This is a genomic window from Sporosarcina sp. resist (assembly GCF_014302295.1).
Lineage (GTDB): Bacteria > Bacillota > Bacilli > Bacillales_A > Planococcaceae > Sporosarcina > Sporosarcina psychrophila.
This window is the reverse complement of sequence record NZ_CP060287.1, coordinates 2,573,132-2,595,619: the sequence shown is the minus strand read 5'-3', so window position 1 is coordinate 2,595,619 and position 22,488 is coordinate 2,573,132. Positions and strand designations below refer to the sequence as shown.

Genomic DNA, 22,488 nt, shown 5'->3' with positions numbered 1-22,488 from the left:
CAGTAAAATATGGATTTTCAACGTTAAGGAAATTCTAAATTAAAAAGCCCAATTTCTCTGGAAATTAAAATAGAGAAATTGGGCTTTAATGAAGTTCTTTCATCTATCTAGATTGAAACTTTTAATATTCTTTTAAGCCAAGCATTGATAAACCGCCATCAAATCACGTTTATTTAACTCACGTATACGATTGAAGATTGGAATATCTGCAACGGCCTCAGTATATAGGTTTTTCTCAACAACATCACTTACTTTACCAGTAAGCCATGTTTCAACTGCTATACCTTCGACAACTTCCTGAAGTAATTCTTCAGTGATGCCACTTTCATTACAACTCACACATGGGATCGTTAATTTATATACGCCATCATGGAGATTATCTTCTGTAATGACTTTCTTTCCTTTACAGAATGGACATGGATGACTTTTTTTAATTTTATTAATTTGGGTTACAATTTTTTTATATCCAAAGGCTTCATAGACATAGACAAGCTTTTTATATTTTCCATTGGTGAAATACTTATCAATGATCGTTTCTCTGGTCTCAGTGATCTTATCAAAATCGCAGATCGTAACCTGGTTATTCGTGCTGATGGATTCGATATTGCTGCTAATTTTATCCCAGAATGGTAAGGCATTTTGTAACACCACTTCATAACCAGCAAAGCTTGCCATTTCCAATTCAAATACTTTCAGCGCGACTTGTGTTTCCCTAGGCAGTAAAGAGACATCTTCAGTCAAAGTCATATCTCCGCCGACAATAGATTTCAATTTTATCAGTTCAGGTAACGCTCCTACCGTTTTAAATGCTTGATCAATCGGCTGGTTTATAATCTCACGAATATCCGTATTTCCAAACTTGAGTTGATTATGATGGTTTAACACAGACCCTTCGCAAATCGGACATGATATTATCTCTTTGGATGCTTTCATATGCTCTTTAATAATCGATTTCGAAATAAACATATACATCCCAATTATACTATTGAAGCCTTGCCATGTTCTCTGTGCCTTAGCTGCTTTATCATAAAACGACTTTTCTAAATACCCATATAAAAAGGTATGCTTTTCTTCTTTTGTCATTTCATTATAACTTTTACTCATATCGTGACCGAGTTCATTCTTAATTTCATCAAAAATGAATTCCAATCTTGAATATTGATAATGTTTTAATACCTCCATCACATCTGGATGCAATAGGCCATCCCAGAACGGAGCGTTTTTGTCTTGAATCACAACATCTATATCAAACTTTTCAATCACTCGGCGGCCCGAGCAACTTGGACAATGATTGTCTTGATTATAGAAATCGAAGCGCTGCGTATTTTTATTGGTCGGATGAGCTGCTACAATATGGTTGATCAATCCACCCATTTCATAGAGAAAACTATATTGACTATACAAATGTCGTTCCAAATCAATGGCGATTACGGGTGCAATTGTTTCGGATTCGTATTCACCATAAATCAACCGTGCCATTGATGATAAGCTTTTTAAGATACCGCCCTTATAGACGTTTTCTGCATTTTTAAAATAGGCAATTTGATTTTCTTTTAAGTAGTTTACGCCATTTTGTTGATGGATGGTTGAAGAAATTTGCAACGGAGTAACTCTATCCGTCCTGTTTTGTTGACGATAATAATCATCATGACTCACAATATCAAGGTGTTGAACAGGTGCAAGCTGTCTTTTACCAAAATCAACGATAAAATCAGAGCTTTCCATCATATAAGAGTTATGTTCAATCATAATTATTGAGACAGATTCATCCTGCAGAATGACCCTAATACTATCAATGAATTGATTTAAAATATTTTGTGATAACCCTTTTGAAGGCTCGTCGAAAATAAAAAGCGTATGGGGGTTTCTCGAGTTGGCAAACAGCTCAGAAACTAAATGGACACATTGAAATTCACCATTCGATAAAGACTGTGTTTTTCTTTCCAACGTCAAATAACCAAGTCCAAGTTTAATTAATAGGCTCAGGCGTTTATAAGCGATGTCTTCATTCGGCAGTTCATCAATAATGTCTTCAATCGAGCGCTGAAAAATATCATCAATTTCTTCACTATATTTTTTGAGTTTCCTTTTAATATCAAGAAAAGTCGCAACTGTTGACCGACTGGTAATCGATTGGTTGCGATTTTGCCCCACCATTACCAATTTATCTTTTGGATATCGCTTCAGAAAATCTTTGGCCATACACTCATTGACAAGTGTAGATTTACCACATCCAGACTCACCCGTAAAAGTTATAAGTCTATTTTGGGGAATCTGAATTTCAGCCATTTGAATATTACGACAGTAAAGATCATGAAACTGGAAGTACTCCGTCGGCATTGACTGATTTCGTTCCGAAGAGATTGGTTTTGGACGTGGGGATTCTTCAACAATTTTCCCGCCATATTTACCACTACCAGGCCCAAAGAACAATTGCTGATCCGTTGTATCGAGCACCGTGTCAGAATGGTCAATGAGCCAAATTTGATTCTTATACCCCAATTGCTTAATCTCTGCTAAAATTTTCAATAGTGTTTGGTGATCAAGACCTACGGAGATTTCATCAATTATAATTACCGTATTTTCACTTGTTGCCATGAATTCTGCCAAGTAAAGTCGTGTTAATTCTCCACCTGACAATGTACCCATAATGCGATTTAAAGTTAAGTAACCAATATTCATATTGATAATATTTTTAAGAATATGTTGTTTCGCTTCACTAATATGTAATTCTTCTCCGAGAGAAAGAATTGATTCAATGCTTAAGTTGTTGATATCAGAAATACTATGCGGTTGATCCAATAAATCTATTCTTTTTTGCTCCACTTCAGGATTATAGCGCTTGCCCTCACACTTTTTACATTCGACATTTTTAGTAGTTCCGCGACCTTTACAACCTGGACACCAGCCTAGCTCATTATTAAATGAAAAAACTTCTGGAGACAGTTCAAATTTTTCAGCAAGGGTAACACGAATGTCTTTAAATACGCCTGTATGAGTGCCTATTGTAGAACGTGGATTGGAAGAAATCGCTGATTTTCCGAGAAAAAGGACTAAAGGCATTTCTTCCATCTTGATGGCACTGAAATTGGTTTCCATAATACGGGGAAATAAATACTGATATTCAGACTTTGGCAATAAGGAAACGAGACGCTTCTTGGATTCTTCACCAATTGTTTGACAAAAAGTTGTTTTACCAGATCCAGACAAACCAGCAATTCCTAACGATTTATCTACTGGTAGTGTTGCATCTAAGTTGTTAATATTGTTCGCAATTAATTGATTTATTTTCACAGTATTGTCCTCTCCATTCTCTAAATTTAGTCTTGCCACGTTTGCTAAATTATAATTCAAACAAAAATTGTTAGATTACTTAATCCTTACTTCCATTAAAAATGACGCTTTCCATGTTCCGGAAAAGCGCCATATTGTTGAAGAATGGATTATTTTTATAATAAAGTTAGTCCTGAAAAGCAGACATCATAAAGGATGAAGAAATCATTTTTACAGTTCTGCTAATACTTTTTCGAGTTGCTCACCCATTTGCGTCCAAGCATATGTAGCTCCCTCGATGGCTCCTGGTTGTGCTTTTGTTGCTTCACTAAATCCAGTTTGATCGAAATGTAGATGGACAGTTCCATCTGAACCTTCTTTCAAAGTCCATGTAACAGTAGTGCTTTCTCCGGCACTTAGCCAAGTGTAAGATAATTTATGAGGCTCGTCCACTTCGAGCACCTCGCTATCTACAATGCCATCCCACCATTCGTTCGGCTCTGTCCGAAACTGGAATTTATGTCCAACGACTGGTTTAAAATCATTATCCCATATCCATTTCGCAAGTGTGTCCGAATCCGTTAAAGCATTCCACACCTGCTCGATAGAACTTGTAAATTGATAATCTAATGATACATCTGATTTCATTTTTTCTCCTCCAATAAAAGATTTAATTTAGCAATTCTTTCATTCCAGAATCCTTCGTAAAAGGATACCCAATCTTGAACTTCTTTCAACGGGGTTGCATTCAGCCGATATCTTGTTTCCCTACCGACCTTTCGAGCAATTACTAGATTCGCCTCTTTAAGGATCGATAAATGCTTAGATACTGCTGTACGCCCCATTTGAAAATGAACGGTTATCTCATGTAGGGGTAATTCTTCAACATCCGCCAACATTTGAATTAACTTTCGCCTTGTTGGATCGGCAACAGCGTCATAAACATCCCTCACTTGACTTTTTTCGTTCAAAATCAGCCCCGCCTTTTCATTAATATTTCCTGTAACGTCACTGATTAAACTTCATAATAATTACGACACCTTTTGTTGTCTTATTTATTATAGGACACCTAAAGGTGACATGTCAAATTCCCTTGCTATTCTATTATCTGGTTCTTTAATGGAATTGGGCTGTATGGATTATTTTCTAATAAATTTAGCCCTGTATCCTTGAGTGATTTAATCTTGCATTTTCCCTCGTATTAAATCAATCAATTCAAATAAATTCTGCGTACTTCGAGTGATCCGAATTAAGTCTATAACGTAAATAATGTAATTTCCTCGTAGATACTCTAACAACTTCTAAAGTTGTTCACGATCCTTTGTTGCTTCAGAAAATTTTTCTTCAAAAAATATGTTTTTCAAGGTAAAAAGCCGGCAATTACGCCGGCTTTCGCAAAATGCTTATTCCTATTATTTCTTCATAAAATACTTCCGCCCCAACCGTTCGACAAGCGTCGGAGCGACTGCGTGGAGTTTACTCGTGACACCCATATACCAAGGTAAATTCACATCGCGAACTGGTTTCCCTACTGTTTTAAACACCGCATCGACCACGGTTTCCACAGTCAATAAATGCCTGCCAAGTGATGTGCGATAAGTACCTGTTTCATCCGCGAGATCCAGAAAGGGTGTGTCAATCGGACCTGGGTTAATAGTCGTCACATGGATATCGAATGGAGCCACTTCCATACGAAGCGCGTTCGTATAGCCGATAATCGCATGCTTAGACGCAGCATAAATAGAAGCCTTGGGTGTTGCCACTTTTCCGGCTTGTGAACCTAGAAAAATCAAATGTCCGCTGCGGCGTTCCATCATGCTCGGCAACAGAAGTTTAGTCAGCTGCATGGTTGCGATTACGTTGACTGTCATCATGCTTTGAATTGCTTCATTAGACGTTTCGTGAGCGAAATCGAATGAACCAACGCCCGCCGAAAAGATGACGACATCGGGTGAACCAATTTTTGCCATCAATTGCTCAACATCTTCTTTTTTCGAAAAATCCGCAGGTATCGTATGTGCACCTTCACGTTGCAACTCCTCTAAAACGGCAAGTGCCCTACCTGTCGCCCACACCTCGTAACCTACTGCCAACAGCCGTTTAGTCAGTGCGTATCCAACCCCGCTAGTCGCACCTGTTATGAGTATCGATTTATGCTTGTTCATAATGCAGGACGCCGCCTTCATCCCTTGTTTCGCGAGCTAGCCCTTCATTGACAAGGTAATCAGTTTGCCCAATCGTTTCAGAGAGTGTAAGACCCAGTTCTTTTTCATAGACAGCCGGGAACAGTTCTCGGGTTAATTCGAAAATTGTCCTTGAGCCATCGTTCATCATAGCAAGTACCTTTAACGCACGTTCGCGCTGTTTCACTAGTCGACTTTCAATAAGTTCGTGAGCATTCCGTACTTCATTGCCATGCCCAGTATAAATAATGTCTACAGGCAATGTCAGTATACGTTTCAACGATTCGTTATATTGCAATAGAGAATGCGGCCGTCCCTGTGCAGGATTAAGTGGTGGTTCAATAAGCGGGTTTGAAGACACTTTTTCAAGCACTAAGTCTCCACCAATCATTGTTCTATTCTCTTCATCCCATAAGACGATGTGGCTTTGAGCGTGGCCAGGTGTTTCCATAACTGTCCAGCCAGGATGCCCCGGAAGCGCATCACCCTCGGCAAGCATACTGTCCAGTGGACGTTCCCCCATAAGTGCAGTGGATCGTTTCATCTTCTTAACCCAACCAAGGTACTGCTCAGGCACTCCTTCTTCGATAAGACAATCGAGATAAAACGCATCATGATAGCGGAAAAAAGCTTCATCCCGTTTGAGCCATAAATCGTTATACACATGACCAAGAACTTTAGCGTTATCAAACGCGTCAATCCAGCCAGCATGATCAGGATGATGGTGTGTCAAAATGACTTGTTCAATATCGTTGAATGCATACCCAGCTTCCTTGATGCCCTGTTGCAATGCTTCAAATGCTTCAGGGGTTTTCGGCCCCGCATCAACGAGTGACAATGTATCTCCTTTTATCAGAAATGCATTTACATCGCCAACTGCGAATGGTGTTGGTATAACAATTTTCTGTATCATATGTAAAATCCCCTTTATTAATATGAATGAGTATTCAGTCCATTGTACCTTTTTTAGTAGCAAGCGTCATCTTTTGAATCAATTCTCTACCATGAAGTTTTAAAATGGTATAATCAAAGTATCTATTTTAACAGTTATTTACGACGATATAGAATTACTAGGAGGGCTTAAGCATGGGATTATTCGGATTTTTCAAAAGTCAATTTATTGAAGTCATTGAATGGACGGACCAAAACGCAAGTACAATGGTTTACCGCTTCCCCGTCCAAAACAACGAAATAAAAATGGGTGCAGAATTAACCGTTAGGGAGTCACAAGTTGCCATTTTCGTCAATGAAGGTGAAATTGCGGATGTATTTGGGCCAGGACGTCATCTATTATACACACAAAACATGCCCATCTTAACGAAATTAAAGTCGTGGAAGTTTGGATTCGACTCCCCTTTCAAAGCGGAAGTCTATTTTGTGAATACGAAGCAGTTCATCAACCAGAAATGGGGCACTTCGAATCCAATCATGATGCGCGATTCGGAATTTGGCGTCATTCGATTACGTGGCTATGGCATATACTCATATCGCGTATCCGAACCTGTTGTTTTCTTAAAAGAACTGTTTGGCACGAGCGCATCCTATGACACCAGCAGCATTGAGGGTCAGTTGAAAAAAATGGTGCTGTCGGGACTTACAGATCTGTTTGCTGAATCGAATATTGCTGCTCTAGATCTAGCGATGAACTACGACGAATTAAGTGAAAAAGGCAAAGAGAAGATGAAGCAACGATTCAGTACATTCGGATTTGAAATCACTTCGTTGTATATTGAAAACTTATCACTCCCTGAAGAAGTGGAAAAAGTATTGGATCGAAAAACTGCAATGGGTGTTATTGGTAACATGAATCAGTATCAGCAATACCAGGCGGCAGAAGCAATTAGAGATGCGGCGCAAAATGAAGGCGGCGGATTAGCAGGTGCAGGTGCAGGCATTGGTGCAGGGGCTGCGATTGGCAGTGTGATGGCAAACGCTCTCCAAGGCAACCATCAACAAACTAATTCGCCTTCAGAACCGAAACCAGAAAAAATGACTTGCCCTCATTGTCAGGCACTCATTAATACGAACGCAAAGTTTTGCGGCGAATGTGGGGAAACTGTACAAAAGCAAAAAGTGCCATGCATTAGCTGTCAGGCGGCAATAAATGAAGATGCAAAATTCTGCGGGGAATGTGGCGCAAAAAAAGTGACCGAAAAAACATGTGCGAAATGTGGCAAGGTAAATGCCCCGAATACAAAGTTTTGTGGGGACTGTGGCGACAATCTGCAACAGTGATGGATAGAGAGGTGTTCGAGTGTCCAGTTTAGAAAACAATGAGCGTGTGGAAGCGATGATAGTTGAACAAACGGAAGTGAATAAATGCTCTTCCTGCGGTGGTAATACAGTTTTTGACCCTTCAAGTGGAACACTTAAATGCCCATTTTGTGGGAGTGAAAAAGAAATCACGACATCGCGAGAAAACACGATTGAACTTGATTTCTTACAGGCACTAGAAAAAGAAGACCACAGTTGGGATGATGAAAAGCGAGTTTTCAAATGTGGAAATTGTGGTGCCGAAACCCTTTTAGATAAAGATAAGGTAGCAGATTTTTGCTCGTTTTGTGGATCGTCGCATATTGCGGTAACGGAAAACCACGCAGGTATCAAACCAGCTTTGGTCCTCCCCTTTCAAATTACAAAAGACGTAGCGGTCGAAAAATTCAAGGTGTGGATGAAAAAGAAATATTTTGCTCCTTCCAAGCTGATCCAATCGTATAAATTAGACCATTTGGCTGGTGCTTATATTCCTTACTGGACGTTCGATTCTCAGACGAATTCATCCTACGTCGTACAAATTGGTACGTATTATTATGTTACAAAAACACGGACTGTAATTGAAGATGGCAAACCCAAACAAGTAACAGAACAAGTGAGAAAAATCAGGTGGCGTACAGAACATGGTCATTATAGCAAGTTCTTCGATGATGTATTGGTGAAAGCTTCACGTAATGTGGCCAGTGGATTGATTGATAAAGTGGAACCTTTTCATCTAAATGGACTTGTTGATTATAAAATGGACTATTTATCTGGATTTTTGGCAGAAAAGTATTCAATTCCATTGAAGGATGGATGGAATGATGCCAAAGTTGTCATAGACGATGGAATTACAAGTGGTATACACGGCAGAGTTCATGGCGATGTTGTTAATATAGTCAGTGTCTCCACCGACTATGACAGCATTACCTACAAACACATTCTATTGCCTTTATGGATTTCATCATTCCAGTTCAACAATAAGGTCTATCGCTTCCTCGTCAATGGACAAACTGGCAAAGTAAGCGGGAAATCCCCTGTGAGTGCCGTGAAAGTATCGATTGCCGTAGGGATAGTTATTGCGATTATGATTGCGATTTACTTTATCTTGAAAATGACCTAACGATAACTCGATAAAAATTAGATAGTTGACTTTTTTTAGACGACGTGCAATAATCGGTCTAATTCAAGTACATATAGGCGTTGACGAAGACAAGTAGTTGCGGCAATGGAGAACAGAAAATGTGGTCACCGGCTGAAAGCCACATCCCCTCTCCCGCTTCGAACCTCCTTCTGAGCTGCTGTGGAAACACAGGCGTGCCTTTCGCGTTAAGAAAGAACGAGATGTATCGGTGTTATGCCGGTAAATTTAGGTGGTACCGCGGAAGCATGTGTTTTCGTCCTTATTTAGTAGGGACGAGAGCGCATTTTTTTATTGTCCAGATTTCAGCGCCTAGGTGCGTACGTTTTTATTAATGGAATGAAAGGGGTAATTTGAATGAAAACGATTGTATTTATAGGTGCCGGTTCTATGGCAGAAGCTGTTATTGCAGGAATTGTGGAACAAGGTGCAGTGGTACCTCATAATGTTTTTGTTATGAATAGATCTGATGATGAAAGGCTACTTTCATTACACAATAAATATGGTGTATCCATTGTCTGCAAGGAAAAAGAGGCGCTGAAAAATGCAGATCTCGTCGTTCTTGCGACGAAACCAAAAGATATCCATCAGGCGATGGCGGATGCACTTCCTTATTTGGATGATAAAACAGCGGTTTTGTCGGTTATTGCAGGCGTTTCAATTCAGACAATCGAAAATGGTCTTGGTGCAAGACCTATCGCACGCTCCATGCCAAATACCTCCGCTACAATCGGAAAATCTGCCAGTGGTATCGCGTGGAATCATGCGATTAGCGAGGAGTTGAAAAAACATATCCTCGGTCTCTTAGAGTCAATCGGAATGGTGAAAGAAGTAGAAGAAGATGACTTACATGCCGTCACTGCTCTTTCCGGTAGCGGCCCTGCATATGTCTATTATTTAGCAGAAGCACTTGAGGAAGCAGCGATCGGTAAAGGTCTTTCAAAAGACATTGCGCGCGCGCTTATCATCCAAACGCTTGAAGGCGCAGCGGCAATGTTGAAAGAAACAGGTACGGAGCCCGCGGAATTACGGAAAAACGTGACGAGCCCAGGTGGAACTACGGAAGCTGGATTGAATGCGTTGGAGAACGGAATGTTCAAAGAAACGATTGCGCAATGTATCGGAAAAGCGGAGGCGCGTTCTCGTGAGTTAGGGGCGCAGTCTTAAAGCTATTCATTTTGCACTAAATAGTGGAACGCAAAACTCGAATAATAGGTCACTTTTATAAAACGTGTCTACTATTCGAGCTATCGTTCAAGTTTTAGAAGCTTGCCTTTTATCTTATCGAACTAGTTTACATATAACTAAATTTCCCCACTTTCAATATGACTAAAACGACTCGACGTCAAATCTTTCCTTCGATAGACACTTAATACGACCCCAATTAAAAAGGCATTCAATAGAATTGGCATTAATCCATAACTGATGAATGGCAATGACATAGAGATCATCGGAAAGTATCCGAGTGACATTCCAATATTGCTAACAAACTGGATTGTATAAAGAGCAATCGCACCAATCAGTAGAAGTTTCCCATATGGATCCTTGATTTTACGCAAGACAACCACTATCCTACTTGCAAACAGCGAAAGAAGTACAACAAGTGCAATGCCAAAAAGCCAACCATAATGATAAGTAAAACTCACAAAAACAAAATTGGTGTGAGCATCTACTATGGTCTCTTTATTCATTGAATTACCAAACCATCCTGCTTGGGACATTCGCTCTTTAATGTACAATGTCGTAGCAGTTGGATATTTTTCTGGATTGATAAATTCCAGTAACCTTAGTTTCTGATAAAATGCTAATAACGGCCAAAGGATTAAGCCAAAAATAATGAATGAACTAGACGTTAGTATCGTAATTACGAGAATAGTTTTCCTACTATATTTGCTCCACCAAACCATCGCAAACACCATGACAGTGTATATATAGGCAGTTGAAGTACTAGGTATCGTAAAGAGTAAATAAAAAGAAAGGACAAACAACATGCCCAAATGCCAAATTTTCAACCTTTTGTTATTGATAAAGGATGCCCATGCAAGGAAAAAGAACGGAATAGACATTACGCTTTCAATTGTTACTGGACCAATCTCTACTACAGATGTCCCAAATACAAAGCCTTTAGAAAGAGCTTTTATCATTATGAGGACAAGCACTCCTATTGTGTAAAACAACCATCCTAACTTTTCCAATTCCCTATAGTTAATCAACATTAACCCTAAAGCTACCCCAGCACCGAGAAGGACAAAGATGATCTTATAAATTGCAAAATGTCCATTATTCATATAACCAAGAGAAAACAGTGGCAAAAACCCTATCCCCATAGTGGTTATCAATAAAACGACTGTCAGCCAATCCACCTTTGGCCGATGAAGCTTGTTCAGCTGTTGACCAAGCATTACCGGACTTCCCATTTGCCCGACAGCTTTTTCTTCTGCCTCTGTCTCATCTATCCCTTTCGTTAACAAGTGACTCTTCGCTTCTTTTATGTGATAATCTAATTCTATCTCTACAAAATCCTTTGCCTCTCTGGATTTAATTTGATCCCTAACTTCGTTTAAAAATGATAGTCTTCTTTTTCCCACTCGTTTGTCACCCCTCCACTAATCCTTTCCGATTAAACCGTTTAGTTGTAGACTGTTTCTCTGTTTTTCGTAATAACTTCCTACCTTTATTGTTTAATTGATAATATTTAATAGTCGACTCATTCCAGCCGGATTGTAAACTGCCATCCTGTTCTAGCTTGTGCAACAAGGCATATAAGCTTCCTTCATTATCCTCAAATTTACGAATTCCCCGTCCGCGCAAGAAATTCACCAATTCATAGCCCGTTTTTTCATAAACTAGCAGTTGCATAACGGCTAATAAGATGTCTTCTTCACTGTCATCACTTTTGCTGATTTTGTCCCGAATTCCCTTGCGATGTTGCTCGGTAAAATTGAGTTGGCTAAATGTACTAGCATCCATTGATTTTTTCAGCCCTTTTAAACGATCATCCATTACTTATTCCTCCAATCGTTCTTTTAAAAGCTCCTTAGCACGTCTAAGTCTAGTTTTAACAGTATTTCCGCCCACTTCAGTGACCAAGGCGATTTCTTTGATTAGCAATTCCTCGTAATAATAAAGATAAATCACTTCTCGGTATTTAATGGGCAGTGTCATGATTGCAGAGATTAATTGGTCATCCTCTTCCTGCTGGATCACGACCTCTTCAATCATTTCTTTTGTAGTCCTATTATGTGTTGGTTCATCTTCGGTAATAATGACATTCCTGTTATACCAGCTTTTTAGGAAGTCCTTACAATGATTAATAGCAATTCGCCACAACTATGTTCTTAACGTTGATTTGCCACTGTATGTATGAAGAGATTTATAACATTTTATAAAGATATCCTGCGTTAAATCCTCTGCTACCTCTTTATTACTGACATAAGAATAAACAAGCCTTAATATATCCTGTCCATGCCGATTCATAATTTCATCCATTAGTACTACCTTGTCTTCTATTTCAAACGCTCCAACGATCAATTCTTCCATATTCAGCCCTCCTCCCTAATTAATAGACGAGATGCCCTATTAGAAGGTTTTTAAAAAGCTTTGAATAATTCCATAAAAAAACGGCAGGCAGTTGCCATACCGTTTTTTCACTAGTGCACCTGAACAGTAAAGTTGTTTCATTCTATTTTTCACTTTAAAACACGAACTGTGCACAAGTCATCATACGTTAAATCTTCCCATAACTAAGGTATTGTAGTATAGGCCGTCGGAAAGGACTTTGTCATTTTCTAGAATGCCTTCGGTTTTAAAATCAAACTGTTTATAAAGGTTTATCGCTTTTTCATTTGTTTCAAGAACATTTAAGGTTATTTTTTTAATTCCATTTGAGTCAGTCCAAGCGATGGACTCTTTTAAAAGATTTTTGCCAATGCCATAGCCCCAATAATCTTTTAAAACACAGACACCAAATTCTACTTTATGAGCAAAACGTTTCAATTGATTTCCTTCACATCTTGAAAAACCGACAATCCTATCATGAACTACAGCAACTAAAAAAAGGTTCCTTTTATTTTCTATGTCTGCTTTGATTAATTGTTCAAAACCTTGTACATCTATGAAATCCTCACCTTTTTCTCTGTCAAGGTTTTGAGTTTCTTCATCAATCTGTAATCTAATTTCAGACAAAGCCCGAGCATCTTTATGTATTGCAGACCTAATTATATAGGTCGCCCCGTTAACATTAATTTCTTGCTTGTTAATTTTCATCGCGTATTCCCCTTCACCATTTATTTGTTCATCCATATCAATAATCTGCTCTGTTTTCGTCTACATATTATCATTATCGTTATAAACGATTTTATTGTAATTAAAGCTTCGAAAATCGTTGTTCTTCACAAAAAGCCAAATAAATTTATTTGGCTTTTTCAAATAGTAAGTAGCTGAGACTTTAGGAAATAAAATCCTGTATTCTATTCAAAGAGTTCATGAGGATAAGTAACGGAAACAGTGTAGCGAAAAAAATACGACTTCCCCAGACTGCATTCCAAAACTTCTCTCCCTTACGCAATTTTAAAATAAGAATAAGAATCGAAATGCTACTTGCAGTAAATAGAAACCAACAAAAATCTTTCTGCCGCTTTATTCCATAGTTCAATTCTTCAATTTTCCACAAATTATTTTCAGAAAATGATAAGGTAATGATATCCTTTTCTAGCCCAATTATATTAAATTTTTTTACGATTACACTGTCTTTTTGCTGTGAAACAATATCATAACCATTTGGTAAAAATGAAAGCTTGTAGACAGCAAGATATGACAGAGAGCCCACTATGATAATGAATAGAGTGAAGCCTAAAAGCGTTCTGATTTTATATTTTACTGAGGAATTCATTATTTTCATGCCTACCTTTATGCTGCACCATTATTAACAAAGTGAAATAATCAACTATACCAAGCTAGCGCTTTTCTATCAATCTCCAATGCTAGTTGTTCTTTTCCTTTAATGTATGATTCAATATCATAAGGAAAACGTTGAGACAGCTTCTCTTTTAAATCGCCATAATTTTGAGCAACATCTGGGTGTGCCCGTAAGTAATCCCGAAATGCAAGATGACGTTCAATTTCAGAATTCCCCCATTCATAAATATGAACATGATGAGTTCGATTGTCTCCTCCTTTTTAGAAGTATCGACGTTCGGGTATACCATTTTCCCCCTTTGGATCATAGCCAATGGCAACCATTGCCTTGTAAAATTCATCAATTCGATTAATGTCCCTCACTACCGGCATTATATCTATAATGGGCTTTGCCAGCAGTCCAATTACAGACGTGCTGCCGATATGGTGCACATCGATAATTTCAGAACCGAAAATGTCATGCAATTTATGGGACTCTTCTTCAAAGTTTGAAACCCATTGTTCATCATAAGGTTTAACTTCAACTATTCTCATTTAAATCTCACTTTCCGTCGTTCAATAAATCATTTTTTCTTATGGCTTTATTAAACGATGATGTTTATTCTGATGAACAGTATAAGAATTATAATAACAGAGGCTCATCTGTTCATTTATTAAATTATAGTCCCCGTTAACGAAAGAGGGTTCTTTCTTTCTCCTAAAAAATATTAGAATAATAGCCGCATAAATTACATCTTCATTGTGAAAAATAAGAAATAGTAAATAATATCATGATAATTAATCCTATCCCTGCTACTAGTAAATAGACTCCACTGACAGTGAAAAAAGATATCTCTAAAAGTTTACTAACTCTTTTTTTATTGATTTTCAAGCCTACCCATCCCCCTATTTAATCAAACAACGTCTCTTTATCAGGGGCCCTTGAAAATTCAAAAAGTGTTTTTATTTGTGACTCTATCACTCTATCTTCAGAAAGATCTGGTATATTGTTTTCAGAGAAAAACTGTATACCACTCGTTTCGATTCCGGTAGCTGGAATGCCTCCAACAATTTCACACTGAATAAAAACTTTATAATAATGATACGGTTGAGGAGGATGCGGATGTTTATTTTTATCGAACAAAGCAAGCAGTTTCGTAGGAACTACAACATAGCCAGATTCTTCTTTTATTTCCTTTATAATATTTTCAGACGGCGACAACCCTATATCGCAAAAACCACCAGGTAAAGACCATCTATTATCCATATTTTCTTTTACCATTAATATCGTATTATCTTTAAAAACTACTCCACGAACATCGACTTTAGGGGTTTGATAACCTGTTTCATTCATAAATAAATCCTTGATTTTTTGCATTTCTACCCCTGTGTGTTCTTCCATGATTTCTGCACTAATCATGCGTAATTCTTCATAACGCTCGATATCATACATGTCTTTTGAAAAGGTTAATCCTGATTGAGATATTGCTTGTATTCTCTTCGCCCATTCCAACCATTTAGTACTCATTAGTGACACCAATTTTCATAGAATCAATGAATTCTGTTACACTTTTAAAGATAGCATCAGGTTCAATCGTAAATTCCATTGAATGATAATCAGGTAACCATTGGACGCCTACAGTATGTACATTCGCTTGAACGCCAGCATCTATGTCTGCATCACTATCTCCGATAAATAGTGCCTCACTGCTTTCGACACCTAAAAGAGATAAAGCTTTTAATAACCCTTCTGGATCAGGTTTTGGTTTGTTCACATCATCCCCTGTTATGATGACTTCAAACAGCCCCTCCATCTGTAAAGCTTTCAAAGATATATCTAAACTTCTTTTTTCCTTTCCAGTAAAGATCCCAATTTTGAGTCCTACTTCTTTTAAGTGCTTTACTAGATCAACAATTTCCTTATGTGGTGTAACTAATTGGTTATGGCGTTCAGAGTACTTTGCATAGTACAACTCAATAGCTTCGTCTTTATTACTATTGGATAGGTTCTCTCGAATAATCCCAGTTTCTGACGGGCCAAACATTGCCTTTATTTCTTCTATGGAAATATCTCTACTATCAAACTCATTGAAGACACACTGAAAAGCATAATAACAAATGGGTAAGGTATTCGCTAAAGTCCCATCAAAATCAAATATAATCGCTTTGATAATCAACACGTCCTTCAATTCGATTTTCACACCACTATTCGCCCTGTTTAACGGTGGCAACATACGTACCACCTATAATATCGTGGATTCCTCTTTTATCTTCACGAAATATAAGGCTAGACTACCAATCCAGATTAGATACTCTGTCCCCACACTAATTCATCCTCGTAAAGTCAAACTCTTATTTACTATTGTACCCTAATTGAATGAATTGTTGGAATTAATACAGTGAAACGAACTCTTTTAATGAAAAAAGAGTTACCGATCAAATTAAATTGATCAGCAACTCTTTTATCCAACAATGATAGTACCACTTACCTCATTCTACCCCGCTCTCCAAAATCGAAAAAGTCCCCTTATCGCAATTGATCTTTGCCATCACACCGTAGGGCAAAACAATTTTTGGTTCTGTGTGGCCGAAATTCAAATTATAGAGAATCGGTAAATACTCTAAGCCATACTCTTTCATGACCTGAAGAATAACTTCTTTATAGGATTCATAATATTTTTCGTCCTGTGGTTTCCCAAAAACGATACCATTTGCCATTTGAAGAATACCTTGTGCAGCATAATTACGCAACCAGTATTTTATAAAACTAGGTTCGGGCTTTTCCTCCGATGTTTCGAAGAACAGAATGCTGTCCTTCCAATGCTTCTGTTCGGGCCAAATCTCTGTACCCTTCGCGAATTCTAGTACTTCGATACACCCACCAATCAATCTTCCTTGTACAACTCCCGACCCTTGAAGCACTTCATATCCATGATTTGGTAGCATTTTCCGGCGTCTATTCTTATTCCTTTCATGCCATTCCAAACGCTCACTCGTCCATTTTAGAGCTGGTTTAATTTTACCGATAACATCATCAGAAAAAAGTATCCGCTTCAACATATCAATTGTATAGGAATCCATCTCAACGTTTTCAGCGAAATCAGTTAAAATCGCCGGACCATAAAAAGAAGATATACCTGCTTTATGGCAAAACAGATGAGTAATCGTCACATCAGAATAACCCATGAATATTTTCGGGTTTTTTCGTATTATGTTGAAATCAATATATGGAAGTAAACGAATACTTTCTTCCCCACCAATATTCGCAAAGATTCCTTTAATGCTCTTATCCTTAAATGCCGTCATTAGATCTTCTGCACGAGCCTGTGGATGTTCATAAAGGTACTCTGAACCTTTCAAACTATTCGGCATCGGGAGGACCTCAAGGCCAAAAATACTTTCTACTCTTTTAACCCCTTGGTCATAACGCCATCTAAGTTCTGAATCACCTGCCCCTCCCCAAGAAGGACTTACTGTTGCAATTTTATCTCCTGGTTGCAGTTTCTTTGGTTTTTTTAGCAAACTAATCCCCACTTTCCCCTGTTGTTATCAGTCTATGCAAAATATTGCTCATTATCAGCTTCAATCATTGAATAATCTTAAGGCCTATCGTAACTCATTACCCATATTATTACATCCTTTTTTTGCTTAGCTAGATAAGATTTTGCATCTTGGCAATCTGAACACATAGGTCTAGTGTACAATTTCAGTTACCTATTTTTACACTTAAATCCCCCTCTAAACTAAAAAAAGCCATGCAGAATTTCCGCATGGCTTCATTCCTTTTACAATTTCACTTTTTGCAAGCGCAATGCATTCAATACAACGGACACCGAACTGAATGCCATCGCTGCCCCCGCAACCCAAGGGGCTAATAAACCAATTGCCGCAATAGGAATTCCGATTGTGTTGTAGAAGAATGCAAAGAATAGGTTTTGCTTAATATTGCGCATCGTTTTGCGACTCATAATAATCGCATCAGCTACACTATTAAGGTCTCCACGCATCAGTGTAATATCTGCTGCCTCTATCGCAATGTCTGTACCTGTTCCGACAGCCATTCCGATATTCGCCATCGCAAGTGCTGGCGCATCATTGATACCGTCCCCAACCATCGCAACTTTCTTACCTTGGTCTTGCAATTTTTTAATTTCATCACTTTTTTGTTCTGGTAACACTTCTGCAATGACATGAGATAGCCCAACTTGACGAGCTATTGCTTCCGCAGTTCGTTGGTTATCGCCTGTCAGCATGATTACTTCAAGACCCAATGCCTGCATTCTAGCAATGGCTTCTTTCGATGTTTCCTTCACTGTATCCGCGACTGCCACAATACCTGCAAGTTTATGATTCACAGCAATCAGCATCGCTGTTTTCCCTTCACTTTCAAACTTTTCCATAGCAGCATTCGAGTCTGAAATAGCGATTTTATAGTCGTTCATCAATTTTCTAGTACCGACTAATACTTCTTTACCACTAACATTTGCCCGGATACCATAGCCCGGTAACGCTTCAAAATCAGACACATCAAGTAGTGATAACCCTTTTTCTTTGACGCCTAAAACAATGGCTTGTGCTAAAGGATGCTCGGACTGATTTTCAGCTGTTGCAACTAATTGCAGCACTTCATCTTCTGTAAAGCCTGCTGTCACTGTAATATCTGTTAACGCAGGTTGACCTTTTGTCACTGTACCTGTTTTATCCAACACGACAGTGTCAATTGAACGGGTATTTTCCAAATGTTCTCCGCCTTTAAAGAGTAAGCCCATTTCAGCTGCCCTACCTGACCCTGCCATAATCGATGTCGGCGTTGCCAAACCTAACGCACATGGACAAGCAATAACTAGAATCGAGATTGTTGGTATCAATGCCGAACGGAAATCGCCTGGTGTTACAATGAAAAACCAGATTAGGAACGTTGCAACTGCGATAACGACAACAACCGGTACAAAGATACCTGAAATTTTGTCTGCTAAACGTTGGATTTCAGCTTTCGAACCTTGTGCTTCTTCCACTACTTTTACAATTTGTGCCAATGCTGTATCTTTTCCAACTTTTGTTGCTGTGATTTGCAATGAACCATTCTTATTGATTGTCGCACCAATGACTTTATCACCTGCAACTTTATCAACTGGGATACTTTCACCTGTAATCATCGATTCATCGATGGCTGAACGTCCTTCAATAATTTCGCCATCCACCGGAATTCTTTCACCTGGCTTCACAAGAATTGTGTCTCCCACGATAACTTCTTCAATCGGCAGTTCCATTTCAACGCTACCTCTTAGGACTCTCGCTGTTTTAGCTTGTAAACCTAGCAACTTTTGAATCGCCTGACTCGTTTTACCTTTTGCACGAACTTCAAATAATTTACCAAGTACGATTAATGTAATGATGACAGCGGACGCTTCAAAATATAGCTCGGGACTTCCAACTTTGCCATTATTCATCCATTCAATCGATAAATAAAGGCTATAGAAGTATGCCGCACTCGTACCCAGAGCAACCAATACGTCCATGTTGGCACTTTTATTCCGTAGTGAATTAAAAGCACCTTTATAAAATTGAGCGCCAATGATAAATTGAACAGGCGTCGCAAATGCAAGCTGAAGCCACGGATTCATTAGAATATGGGGCATATAAATAAATGATAAAAACTCAAAATGCGCCACCATTGTCCATAGTAATGGAATCGTTAAAATCAGTGAAATAATGAACTTTTTCTCTTGCTTTTTGATTTCTTGTTCCTTGTGATCCATTTTGTCTTTGCTATCTTGTTTTGGAATTAATTCATAGCCCATTTTCTTAACGGCCGTAATCATCTCTGTTGTTTCAACTTGTTTACTATCATATTCGACTGCAATTGTTTCTAGCGCAAAGTTAACACTTGCGTTGGAAACACCATCCATCTTGCCAATACGTTTTTCGATTTTCGTCGCACATGCCGCACAAGTCATACCTGAAATGTCAAAAGCTACTTTTTCTTGAACGACGTTAAATCCAAGTTTTTCAACTCTCGCCTTAAACTCATTGACATTCGTTTTAGCTGGATCGTAGACGATTGTTGAACTTTCCAATGCAAAGTTAACGTTTGCTTTCTCAACACCCTCTATTTTTGAGAGCCCTTTTTCAATGCGATTCGCACATGCTGCACAAGTCATTCCAGTAATTTGTAACGTTTTTTCAGAAGTAGCCATTTGTCTCTCCTCCAATACTCGGTAGGGGTATATTTATTTCAAAAAGAAGGATCATACCAAAAAGTATAATCGTTTCTACTACTATATACCCCCATGTGTGTAAGCTGACAGTCTATTCGTTAAACGAGTTCGTAGCCTTGCTCTTCAATCGTTTCCTTGATTTGCGCAAATGTAGTTGCATTGTCAAATTCTACTGATACTTCATTATTGCCAAGATCTACTTTGACTGTTGAAACACCCGTAAGTTCCCCAACGCTCGTTTCGATTGAATTAACACAATGATTACATGACATGCCTTCTACTTTTAACGTTTCTTTCAAATTAAAAACCTCCTGTTTTTGTTATTACCCTAAACTTACTATACCCCTGTTAGGTATGTCAAGCGAGGAGCATTTTTACTTCGTCATTGTTTTCATAACGTCCATCAATTCTTTAATAGCCGCATCACCATTCTGACCTTTAATGGCATTGACTACACAGTGATGTGTATGATCTTCTAACAAGGCTAAAGAAACCTTGTTCATGGCTGATTGAATCGCGCTAATCTGATGCAAAATATCGACACAATAGCGATCATTCTCGACCATTTGATGAACGCCTCTTACTTGTCCTTCTACACGTTTTAACCGGTTAAGAAGCTGTTGTTTATTTGGTTGGACTGTTGTTTTGGTTGATTCCTCCATGATTTTGCCTCCTTAAGCAGGTGCGCATACCCCGTACCCCTATATTAGCATTTTACTTGGTGTGGGTCAACGAGTTCGCTTTTTAGGTTATTTTCCTCAAAATAATGCACGAATTTGAAAAAAGATTCCCTTCTTTTGCCATGTTCACTATATTTTTCGGCTGCCTTAAATCGATCCGTCATCCCTGCAACTTTTCTTTCCACTACCTCAATGTACAGTTGCTGTGACGTCGTCAACTCCAGTTCATCGCCTTCCCCCATAATCTTCCATTACCGCTAGTTGCTCGGAATTTAATATTGATCCAAATGCGATTCCACCATTCCCTGCTAGTTTAACCATTTTCTCTAAACTAAATCCTCCTTCATCTCTTTAGTTACACGATAGGTGTTGCATGTTGCAAATCAGACTTTTCAATTTGAATCGTTGTATGCATGATTTTAAACTGCTTCTCGATTTGTTGAATCGCTTGTTGAAGTATGCGCTGTTCATCTTGATTATCCTCTATTAGCAGGTGGCAAGTAAGTGAATCCAATCCGGATGTAATTGTCCATACATGAAAATCATGTACATTGATAACTCCTTCGATCGCTTCTAATGTCTGCTTGACCTCTTGCTGATCAATTGTAATCGGTGTCCCTTCCATTAGAATATGAATCGTCTGTTTAATAATCCCCCATGCACCTTTTAGGATTAACAACGCCACGACAACACTGATAATTGGGTCTGCAACATACCAGTCAAAGAAGTACATAACAATCCCGGCAATAATTGCTCCGACAGAACCAAGTGCATCGCCAAGGACATGCAGATAGGCACTGCGTAAATTTACATTATCCTTCACATCGCCTTTGCTAATTAAAAACCAAGCACTAAGTAGATTGGCCGCTAACCCAATGAACGCAATGATAATCATCGAACCACTCGCAACAGTCTGTGGCTCAAAGAAACGTCCATACGCATGATAAACAATCATTCCTGCGATGACAAACAACGTTCCCCCGTTAAATAATGCCGCTAAAATCTCAAATCGATAATAACCGTATGTTTTTTTAGGTGAAGCCGCCCGCGCAGCAAACCAAATTGCCACTAAACTTAGCGCCAATGACCCCGCGTCGCTCAACATATGCCCCGAATCGGCCAGTAAAGCCAAACTGTTCGTCAGCAAACCTCCAAAAAACTCTAACAGCATAATCCCGGCAGTAATTATAAATGCTATCGCAAGTCCTTTTTTATTTCCTTCTCTAGCGTGACTGTGATGATGTCCGTGGTCGTGATCATGCATGATAAATCACTCCTTATCTTTTAGTCGTTCTCCAGTATAACTGTCGAGCTACTCATTTATGTTTGGCTATAATTATGTAGATTACCCATATACATAATGGGGGTATAATTTATTTAAAAAGAATGATTATACCTAAAGGCATAATCCCCTAAACTACTTTCTACCCGTACATGAAGGCTGCAACTGTTGATTTACTTATGTTGAAATTAGATGACGTTATAGCCTTCTTCAGTTCTTTGAGCATTATCAAACTCCACCACAACCTCATCACCACATACATCGACTTTGACAGAAGACACACCGATAAGTTTGCCAACACCACCCTCAATTGAATTGACACAACTAGTGCAAGACATCCCTTGTACTTGCATTAGACCCCTCATTTTGAACACCTCCTGTTTTATTAATGTTTTCAATTTACCATACCCCCATGCAGTATGTAAATCAAAGAATAAAAAGTCCATCCCTCATTATTTCGAAAAGGCTTACTATTAGTCTTCTAATACAATATCTTGTTTTTCAACCGTTATATAGAATAGCTCTAAAACTGTATTGGGGCGATGAAATCATACGGTTGTTT

General features: G+C 38.5%; 21 protein-coding genes and 3 pseudogenes. 3 read left to right on the top strand and 21 right to left on the bottom strand.

Annotated features, from left to right (window positions below; all coding sequences use genetic code 11):
* Positions 1-132: 132 nt before the first annotated feature.
* The 6 genes and pseudogenes from H7992_RS12620 to H7992_RS12600 all read right to left on the bottom strand — a co-directional run bounded on the left by H7992_RS12620 (position 133) and on the right by H7992_RS12600 (position 6,369).
* Complete coding sequence (locus H7992_RS12620; protein ID WP_187044822.1) at positions 133-3,294, bottom strand: ATP-binding cassette domain-containing protein; 3,162 nt, start codon at positions 3,292-3,294, stop codon at positions 133-135.
* Between the two features lie 210 nt (positions 3,295-3,504).
* Entirely contained in the window at positions 3,505-3,921 is a 417-nt protein-coding gene (locus H7992_RS12615) for an SRPBCC family protein (RefSeq protein ID WP_067209220.1), read from the bottom strand.
* Positions 3,918-4,244, bottom strand: a complete 327-nt coding sequence (locus H7992_RS12610) for an ArsR/SmtB family transcription factor (RefSeq protein WP_067209217.1) — start codon at positions 4,242-4,244, stop codon at positions 3,918-3,920. The genes H7992_RS12615 and H7992_RS12610 overlap by 4 nt, the downstream gene beginning before the upstream one ends.
* 158 nt (positions 4,245-4,402) lie before the next feature.
* Positions 4,403-4,631, bottom strand: a pseudogene (locus tag H7992_RS24715) (recombinase family protein); the annotation flags it as partial.
* A 54-nt stretch (positions 4,632-4,685) separates the two neighbouring features.
* Complete coding sequence (locus H7992_RS12605; protein ID WP_187044821.1) at positions 4,686-5,438, bottom strand: SDR family NAD(P)-dependent oxidoreductase; 753 nt, start codon at positions 5,436-5,438, stop codon at positions 4,686-4,688.
* On the bottom strand, positions 5,425-6,369 hold the full coding sequence (locus H7992_RS12600) for an MBL fold metallo-hydrolase (protein WP_067209216.1): 945 nt from the start codon (positions 6,367-6,369) through the stop codon (positions 5,425-5,427). The genes H7992_RS12605 and H7992_RS12600 overlap by 14 nt, the downstream gene beginning before the upstream one ends.
* Before the next feature lie 173 nt (positions 6,370-6,542).
* On the opposite strand from H7992_RS12600, the gene H7992_RS12595 reads away from it, so the two are divergent.
* From H7992_RS12595 to proC, 3 genes are all read left to right on the top strand, one after another.
* Positions 6,543-7,691, top strand: coding sequence for an SPFH domain-containing protein (locus H7992_RS12595; RefSeq protein ID WP_187044820.1), 1,149 nt, complete (start codon positions 6,543-6,545; stop codon positions 7,689-7,691).
* A gap of 19 nt (positions 7,692-7,710) precedes the next feature.
* Complete coding sequence (locus H7992_RS12590) at positions 7,711-8,832, top strand: Lar family restriction alleviation protein (protein WP_067209211.1); 1,122 nt, start codon at positions 7,711-7,713, stop codon at positions 8,830-8,832.
* Positions 8,833-9,207: 375 nt separating this feature from the next.
* Positions 9,208-10,017 (top strand): pyrroline-5-carboxylate reductase, encoded by an 810-nt coding sequence (proC, locus tag H7992_RS12585; protein WP_067209208.1) that lies wholly within the window; start codon positions 9,208-9,210, stop codon positions 10,015-10,017.
* Between the two features lie 137 nt (positions 10,018-10,154).
* Here proC and H7992_RS12580 read toward each other — a convergent pair whose 3' ends face one another.
* From H7992_RS12580 to H7992_RS12510, 15 genes and pseudogenes are all read right to left on the bottom strand, one after another.
* Positions 10,155-11,438: an FtsW/RodA/SpoVE family cell cycle protein gene (locus H7992_RS12580; RefSeq protein ID WP_187044819.1), complete on the bottom strand. Its 1,284-nt coding sequence runs from the start codon at positions 11,436-11,438 to the stop codon at positions 10,155-10,157.
* Positions 11,439-11,445: 7 nt separating this feature from the next.
* Entirely contained in the window at positions 11,446-11,853 is a 408-nt protein-coding gene (locus H7992_RS12575) for a PadR family transcriptional regulator (RefSeq protein WP_187044818.1), read from the bottom strand.
* Between the two features lie 3 nt (positions 11,854-11,856).
* Positions 11,857-12,390, bottom strand: a pseudogene (locus tag H7992_RS12570) (sigma-70 family RNA polymerase sigma factor).
* Between the two features lie 180 nt (positions 12,391-12,570).
* Positions 12,571-13,116, bottom strand: coding sequence for a GNAT family N-acetyltransferase (locus tag H7992_RS12565; protein WP_187047885.1), 546 nt, complete (start codon positions 13,114-13,116; stop codon positions 12,571-12,573).
* Positions 13,117-13,297: 181 nt separating this feature from the next.
* On the bottom strand, positions 13,298-13,741 hold the full coding sequence (locus H7992_RS12560; RefSeq protein ID WP_067209197.1) for a hypothetical protein: 444 nt from the start codon (positions 13,739-13,741) through the stop codon (positions 13,298-13,300).
* 50 nt (positions 13,742-13,791) lie between these two features.
* Positions 13,792-14,301: pseudogene (locus H7992_RS12555) on the bottom strand (GrpB family protein).
* Between the two features lie 355 nt (positions 14,302-14,656).
* Positions 14,657-15,274, bottom strand: coding sequence for an NUDIX hydrolase (locus tag H7992_RS12550; RefSeq protein WP_067209191.1), 618 nt, complete (start codon positions 15,272-15,274; stop codon positions 14,657-14,659).
* Positions 15,264-15,920: an HAD family hydrolase gene (locus H7992_RS12545; protein WP_187047884.1), complete on the bottom strand. Its 657-nt coding sequence runs from the start codon at positions 15,918-15,920 to the stop codon at positions 15,264-15,266. The genes H7992_RS12550 and H7992_RS12545 overlap by 11 nt, the downstream gene beginning before the upstream one ends.
* A 316-nt stretch (positions 15,921-16,236) precedes the next feature.
* Positions 16,237-17,268 carry a S66 family peptidase gene (locus H7992_RS12540; RefSeq protein ID WP_067209189.1) on the bottom strand — a complete coding sequence of 344 codons (1,032 nt, stop codon included), beginning with the start codon at positions 17,266-17,268 and terminating at the stop codon, positions 16,237-16,239.
* Positions 17,269-17,531: 263 nt separating this feature from the next.
* Positions 17,532-19,943 carry a heavy metal translocating P-type ATPase gene (locus tag H7992_RS12535; RefSeq protein ID WP_067209187.1) on the bottom strand — a complete coding sequence of 804 codons (2,412 nt, stop codon included), beginning with the start codon at positions 19,941-19,943 and terminating at the stop codon, positions 17,532-17,534.
* A 119-nt stretch (positions 19,944-20,062) separates the two neighbouring features.
* Positions 20,063-20,263, bottom strand: a complete 201-nt coding sequence (gene copZ / locus H7992_RS12530; protein ID WP_082786566.1) for a copper chaperone CopZ — start codon at positions 20,261-20,263, stop codon at positions 20,063-20,065.
* 75 nt (positions 20,264-20,338) lie between these two features.
* Complete coding sequence (locus tag H7992_RS12525) at positions 20,339-20,626, bottom strand: metal-sensitive transcriptional regulator (protein WP_067209184.1); 288 nt, start codon at positions 20,624-20,626, stop codon at positions 20,339-20,341.
* A gap of 44 nt (positions 20,627-20,670) precedes the next feature.
* Positions 20,671-20,886: a hypothetical protein gene (locus tag H7992_RS12520; protein WP_255428421.1), complete on the bottom strand. Its 216-nt coding sequence runs from the start codon at positions 20,884-20,886 to the stop codon at positions 20,671-20,673.
* 113 nt (positions 20,887-20,999) lie between these two features.
* Positions 21,000-21,908: a cation diffusion facilitator family transporter gene (locus H7992_RS12515; protein WP_187044817.1), complete on the bottom strand. Its 909-nt coding sequence runs from the start codon at positions 21,906-21,908 to the stop codon at positions 21,000-21,002.
* Positions 21,909-22,114: 206 nt separating this feature from the next.
* Positions 22,115-22,291 (bottom strand): cation transporter, encoded by a 177-nt coding sequence (locus tag H7992_RS12510; RefSeq protein ID WP_082786565.1) that lies wholly within the window; start codon positions 22,289-22,291, stop codon positions 22,115-22,117.
* Positions 22,292-22,488 lie beyond the last annotated feature (197 nt).